Source organism: Paenibacillus sp. PAMC 26794 (assembly GCF_000316035.1).
Classification (GTDB): domain Bacteria; phylum Bacillota; class Bacilli; order Paenibacillales; family Paenibacillaceae; genus Paenibacillus.
In genome coordinates, this window is record NZ_ANHX01000049.1 from 1 (window position 1) to 6,539 (window position 6,539).

The 6,539-nt window shown below is 46.7% G+C and carries 5 protein-coding genes; 2 read left to right on the top strand and 3 right to left on the bottom strand.

The genetic code is table 11. The features are described from left to right. Nucleotides 1-227 precede the first annotated feature (227 nt). The 3 genes from D829_RS0117965 to D829_RS0117975 are packed head-to-tail and all read right to left on the bottom strand — an operon-like array spanning nt 228 to nt 3,511. The gene (locus tag D829_RS0117965; protein WP_017690305.1) at nt 228-2,252 is read right to left on the bottom strand and encodes a hypothetical protein; all 2,025 of its coding nucleotides are present in this window, start codon (nt 2,250-2,252) and stop codon (nt 228-230) included. Then, nucleotides 2,227-3,129, bottom strand: coding sequence for an ABC transporter ATP-binding protein (locus tag D829_RS0117970; protein ID WP_017690306.1), 903 nt, complete (start codon nt 3,127-3,129; stop codon nt 2,227-2,229). The genes D829_RS0117965 and D829_RS0117970 overlap by 26 nt, the downstream gene beginning before the upstream one ends. After that, complete coding sequence (locus D829_RS0117975) at nt 3,122-3,511, bottom strand: GntR family transcriptional regulator (RefSeq protein WP_017690307.1); 390 nt, start codon at nt 3,509-3,511, stop codon at nt 3,122-3,124. The genes D829_RS0117970 and D829_RS0117975 overlap by 8 nt, the downstream gene beginning before the upstream one ends. Nucleotides 3,512-4,737: 1,226 nt before the next feature. Between D829_RS0117975 and D829_RS0117980 the strand changes: the two genes are divergently transcribed. Both D829_RS0117980 and D829_RS0117985 read left to right on the top strand, forming a co-directional pair. Then, nucleotides 4,738-5,553 (top strand): futalosine hydrolase, encoded by an 816-nt coding sequence (locus D829_RS0117980; protein WP_036661487.1) that lies wholly within the window; start codon nt 4,738-4,740, stop codon nt 5,551-5,553. Next, entirely contained in the window at nt 5,550-6,392 is an 843-nt protein-coding gene (locus D829_RS0117985) for a 1,4-dihydroxy-6-naphthoate synthase (RefSeq protein WP_017690309.1), read from the top strand. Before D829_RS0117980 ends, D829_RS0117985 begins: the two co-directional genes overlap by 4 nt. Nucleotides 6,393-6,539: the final 147 nt, after the last annotated feature.

The window sequence follows — 6,539 nt, forward strand, 5'->3', positions numbered from 1 at the left end:
ACGGAACAACCTTCCGATCGCTGTTATCCCCAGTATTTTTTTGATTTCCTTTATAAAGGGGAAATCCGGGGATAAAGGCGAACGCTCCGCTTCTTCAGGTCCTTTCTGTCCTCTGCGTTTTGTGTAAATGTTTAGTTCAATTTATATAGTTATCCTGGTCTAATATCAACCCTTCAATCGACGGGAGAACCCGTTCCGCTAATGGTTAACAACCTATACATCTCAGCTTATTGATTGACCAAAATAGCTTTCATTTCCTCGGTCAGATCCTCTTCTTTCAGCATCATATAGATGTTCTCGCCACGAGTTACATTCAACTTGATCTGATAGATGGTATCTTTCTCTGTTAAATAACCAGACCGTTGACGTTTGAGCAAATCACTAATGATTTCTTTGTTTTTAGTCGCTATCTGTTTGTTACCACTTAGACTCCCATCGATATATTCTGGCTGCGGAGCAGTCCACTGAAGCGAACCCGGACTGTTAATCTCCTGCTTCGCAAACTGAGCGGAGACAATCTCATCTGCCTGGACAAGTAACTGGTCGTATAACTTGTTCTCCTTCAGCCAAGCCAATACCCGATCATAGCTAGGTTTGATCTCAAAATTCCACATCTCCCTCGGTTGAAATGGATCTTTCGAAGTAGAGTCCTGATTCATCTCCGCGTAAGCAAACGACTGCCACGGGGATCGCTGTTCTTCATAGGTCTGATCCAAGATGTCCTGTTTCATCAGTTCTTTGAACTCACGGACTTGTTCGGGATTACTAATGTATACCTTACGAAATGGACTGAGACTTGAGCGTAGTCCAATACTGAGTGCATCCTCATCCAATTTAATCGTATTGTAGGCAACCCTTTTGTAGTCCATGGTCTGTTTTACAGCCATCAGTTCCTTGTGAAATTCAGTTTCCGGAATGTTATATCTGCGCTTCATCACCTTGCCGTTCTCCAGTTTGTAGTTGATAAGTACATACTCGTCATAATCATCATCCGGATTAATAGGGTCTCGTAAAGGCAGATCGGAATCAATAATTTTTTGATGAAGAGCGATGATTGCTTCTATATATTTCTGATCATCCGAATAGAGTGGACCATCATCGACCTTCTGATTAATACCATTGCTATAAGTGTAACGCTCCCCCCCAAGCTTGATGCTGTTCACCTTGTTTAGTTCAGGCACTCTGACGGCATATCCGTTCCAATTGGCGACGGGTACATACAGGATCAAACCAGACAAGATACCGTATAGAATCAATTTTGGAACCAGTCTGCTGGTCCAAATGAGCCAGGTTTTGCGGATAATCATCTCGGCTCCAATATAACCCATAATTCCACCAAGGATGTAACCACACACGTCCCACCCAATTGAAGTTCTAGGGGCAATAGAGGTGAAATAAGCTCCACCTATCAGAACGAGTGTAAACATAAACCCAAAACGGAATATAGGTTTTACAATTCGAAACGTGATCGCCTGAGTGGCAGATTCCACTTGTCTTCTAGCATAAAATAGATATGCCAACGGGATGAACAAAATGGCTAAAATCGAATAAATGATAAGTTCCTTATGGATTACTGGAGCCGTGCCGATGGAACCCATACGCAAGACAAGTGATAGTTTCTCCCCATTAAAGCCTACGTCTTCATAAGCATAGCCAGCAAGATAGTGTTGCAGATGCAGCGAAAAAACAAACCACACGACAACTGGTAACAAGAGGAGCGCGTATACGGTGAGCCCCTGCAACACCGATTGACCAATGCACATGCCAACCGCCACAGTGAGCATGAACATAAATAGCGAGTAGATGCTCATGCTCAAGCCCCACATCCAGATCGTACTGCCATCGAACAGAAACGCAGGTTGATCCAGTACTGCCCATACCCAGCCGGTAATTGCAGTTGTAATCCAGATTGGAATCAGGATCATGGCAAATCCGTTCAACAGATTCACCGTTAACAGATGTTTACGACGTAACGGCAAACTATGGAACAGATCCGAAGGTGCACCAGATTGAATGTACCGAAAAAGAAAGATTCCAGCCGCTACGGGCAGTGTAATAGCGAACAAAATCTGCACTTCACCATTGGCCTGAAACAAACTTGTAATCTGTTGTGGCACGTCCCTGTACTCGGTAGCGATATATAACGGAAGTGAGAACAACAATGTGATGAGAAATAAAATGCCTATCCATCCATGCTGTCTGAAATTTTGGATCAGGATGCCCCGGTTACAGAACAATCGGTTGAATATCATACCCTGCGTCCTCCATTTCGTAGATAAAGATTTCTTCGAGCGTCAGAGGTAGTACATCCAGCAGATACGGATCATGTATACGGAATTGATCCGTTACCTGTTGTCGGTTGCCATTGACAATGTACAGGGATACACTTCCCCGTTTCTCTTCATGCAAAATATCAATCTGCTCATCCATGGCTTTGGCATGGTCCGGGTGGCGGAATGCGACCTGGATTTTATGCGTATCGGCCTTCAGATCATCGAGATCCTTCTCTACAATAATTCGGCCTTTGTGCATAATCGCCACATGGTCACACAGATCTTCGATCTCACGCAAGTTGTGCGACGAGATGACAATGGTTACTTGACGTTCAGCCGCTTCCTGGAACAGCAAGTTTTTGATCTGCTGGCGCATGACGGGGTCAAGGCCGTCAATCGGCTCGTCCATCAGCAGCACTTCAGGCATACAGCTAAGTCCCAGCCATACGGCTGCCTGACGGCGCATGCCTTTGGACATGCGATGCAACTTGCGTTTTACATCCAGTTTGAATACGGTGGCCAGTTGCTTGAACCGCTCCTCATTCCAGCGCGGGTAGACAGAACGATAAAATGCAGCCATTTGAGTAATTGAAGATTGCGGGAAAAAGTAGGGTGAATCTGCCATAAAAATTGTGCGGCCTTTGAGATCCATATTTTCATAAATCTCATTATCTTGGATACGAACAGTCCCGCTGTCCTGACGGTAAATGCCAGCCATCATTTTGAGCAGCGATGTCTTGCCTGCCCCGTTGGAACCGAGCAAACCATAGATCGACCCCTTATGTATGTGCATCGTTACGCCATCCACTGCCTTTTCCTGTTCAAACGCTTTGACGACTTGATTCAGCTCAATCATGAGGCTCCTCCTTCTCTATACGGGCCATCGCTTCCTCAAACAAAAGCGTCATATCCGCTTTGGTCAAACCGGAATACGAAGCTTCTGCAATCAACTTCACCAGAGACTCTCTGATCTCTTCTCTCATGGCTTCATTCGGATGTTCCACTGACGATGATACGAAGCTCCCTTTTCCCTGCAAAGAATAAATGTAACCTTCACGTTCAAGCTCACGATACGCTTTCTGAATCGTATTTGGATTCACAGTCAGCTGCGTGGATAACGCACGAACGGAAGGAAGCTGCTCGTCGGGCTTTAGAATACCGTATACGATCATTTCTTTGACTTTGTCCACTAGTTGCTCGTAGATCGCCTTACGGCTGCGTACATCTAATTCGAACATCCCGCACCTCCTTTCTGTAAATGTGTGAAATAACCTATGGGTTTAAATGACTGTATCTGAGGTGTATTAACTGTACTACTATTATTAATACAGTTAAATCGAATTGTCAACCGTTGACTTTGACTTCTTGTTTTATTGGGAGTACGTTAAGAAAGAGAGAGAGATCATATGGTTTAAATGACATATATAATTTTAGGAAGCAGGTTCATTTCGACTTACGACGGGGCTCGATCAGGGTTGCGTTCACATAAAGTGAAGCAAAACCGCTATCTGAAGTGATGTGGTTAGATGTGGCTACTTGAAGTGATACGGCTACCCAAAATCTTTGCTTGACCGCTTTTGACAGAATTACATGCAAAGGTTGTTCAGGTCTTTCCCCTTCCGTTATGATGGAGATGAAATATTGTTCAATAATCACTGTATCTTTGTTACTTTTTTGTGCGCGTTTAATCTGATTGATTGTTAGGTCTGTTATGCGTTAGTTGTGTTGTGTTATAGACCTATTGTCTGCACAAACGGTAGGCCGTACAGTAGGCAGCTAAATCAGAGTTAGCGAGACTGTGTATTTGCTTTAAATTCGGGTTTGCACAAATGAGCTACTATGCAGTGGTCGAGTGTAGACTGGGCCCGTTATTCATTTGGCTTGTTGGTCTAAAATCCGAAGGTCTATATATGATTCGCGTTGGATGGGTCGGGCAGACTCCAGCCTTTTTAATCGTTTATCTGTTCGTTTGGAGTGCCAACTCGTGCTGTCCGCACTGAGCATGCATATTGTAGATATGTCTTTCAAAGGGTGGACACAGACATGAGCAATCAACCTAGAGTTGATATTCTACATATAGATCATTTTTAATTTTATATCTGAAAACATCTATATATAGTGTTTCATTTTCTTGGGTCGATATAGTATCTTTTTAGAAAAAGTGTCCACTCTTTGAAAGACAAAATTAAGATAAATGTCCTTTTGTAGTGGACAAATATATGCCCGAGTTCCATTTATATAAGCTGAACTATACATTTACACGAAAATATAGAAGTAAGTAATAACCCTAAGAAGTGTAACTAGAAGCTTGCTGTAAGAAAGATACTATGGAGGCATATGTTACACTTCTAATACCTCATAAGGAGAATCCGAGATGAATGAACATAGACAGGATGAAGATCAGAATAATAAACCAAACGCATCATTCGAAAATAGTGGACACCACGGGGATTCAACTGGGGAAATAAGCACTTCAGATATAAGTCCGGTACAAGCAAATTCATCACAACGTGTGTTAATTGTAACCGCGGTTGATGCGGAAAAAGATGCGGTCCTCCGTGGTTTGGGAGATACGGCCGCGGAACGATTTGACGTCATCGCTGCGGGCGTTGGCCCAGCCTCGGCCGCAGCAGGAACAGCCGCTACATTGGCATATGCCGTAGCGGCTGCAAGCACAAGGGCATTGGCGCAGGGTTCCACTGCGCCAAGCCCATCCGATGTGGCACAGGCATCTGCCACATCGGATGGGCCGGGGCCCCTTGCCGGTACCGGTAGATCACCAGTCTACATGCTGGTGATCAGTGCCGGCATCGGCGGTGGGTTCCCCGGCCGGGCAGACGTCGGCTCCCTCGTGGTAGCCGACGCCATGGTTGCTGCCGATCTGGGCTCGCAGACGCCAGACGGCTTCCTTAGTGTGGACGAGCTCGGATTCGGCTCGTCCATTGTGGCGGCGGACGCAGAGCTTGCCGCTCGCCTGCGCCATGAACTGCAGCGGGCTGGGCTCGCTGTCAGCGGAGGCACTGCGGTCACCGTGTCCACGGCGACCGGAACAGCGGAGACGGCCGCGGAGCTATTGCGCCGCGTGCCGGATGCCGCCGCCGAAGGCATGGAAGGCTTCGGCGTGGCAACAGCTGCGCAGCAGTTCGGCGTGCCAGCACTCGAACTGCGGGCCATATCCAACGCGGTCGGTCCACGCGACCGCGACGCTTGGCGCATCAAGGATGCCCTCGATGCGCTTCAGGCTGCAAGTTCCATTTTACGGGAGGTTATTACATCATGAAAATTGCATTTTCCCCTTGTCCAAATGATACATTTATCTTCCACGCGTGGGTGCACGGGTTAATCCCGGGCGCACCTAAGCTGGATGTCCGTTATGCTGATATTGATATTACCAATGGTCTGGCAGCAAATCCGGATGGACCCGACACACCTGAAGTGATGAAAATATCTTATGCAGCACTGCCATACGTGTTATCTGACTATGCTCTGCTTCCTGCTGGAGGCGCACTTGGCAGAGGCTGTGGTCCTTTGGTTCTGACCGCAAATGGCACGACCGATCCAGCATATCTGTCTGGACGACGGGTTGCTGTGCCAAGTGAACGCTCGACAGCATATCTATTATTCCGTCTGTGGGCAGCGCAAAATGTTCCGGGCGGTGTAGGCGAGATTGTTGTCATGCCATTTGACCAAATCATGCCTGCTGTGCGGGACGGCAAGATTGATGCCGGACTTGTCATCCATGAAGCACGCTTCACGTACCAGAATTATGATCTCAAACTAATGACAGATCTCGGGAACTGGTGGGAAAGCGACACAGGTCTTCCGATCCCGCTTGGAGCGATCATCGCACGTCGCAACATGGACGCTCATGCCCTCGCCGGATGGGCACGCGCCTCCGTTGAATATGCATGGGCGCACCCGGATGAGTCGAGAGCATACGTTATGGAACACGCCCAAGAAATGGACCCTGACGTAGCTGCACAGCATATCGGACTGTATGTTAACGAATTCAGCGCTAATCTGGGCGATGATGGCTACGGTGCGATTACTGCACTGCTTGGACGTGCCATGAAAGAAGGACTCGTTCCCGAGTTCGACCTTGATCTGTTGCGAATCTAACTTTGATTTAATTTGAGTTAGCTTCTCTTCGCTCTATATCTAAAGAACACAGCACATCTTATTTAGCCGAATAACGTGGTATGAGAATTCTAAAGAATCTCAGACACCGTATTCAGCTAGAATTCGTTCATATCACCGACAAACTCG

What these genes read in the sequence shown, in the direction of transcription:
- D829_RS0117965 (WP_017690305.1), bottom strand. Translation starts at nt 2,252, where the DNA reads ATGATATTCAACCGATTGTTCTGTAACCGGGGCATCCTGATCCAAAAT.
- D829_RS0117970 (WP_017690306.1), bottom strand. Translation starts at nt 3,129, where the DNA reads ATGATTGAGCTGAATCAAGTCGTCAAAGCGTTTGAACAGGAAAAGGCA.
- D829_RS0117975 (WP_017690307.1), bottom strand. Translation starts at nt 3,511, where the DNA reads ATGTTCGAATTAGATGTACGCAGCCGTAAGGCGATCTACGAGCAACTA.
- D829_RS0117985 (WP_017690309.1), top strand. Translation starts at nt 5,550, where the DNA reads ATGAAAATTGCATTTTCCCCTTGTCCAAATGATACATTTATCTTCCAC.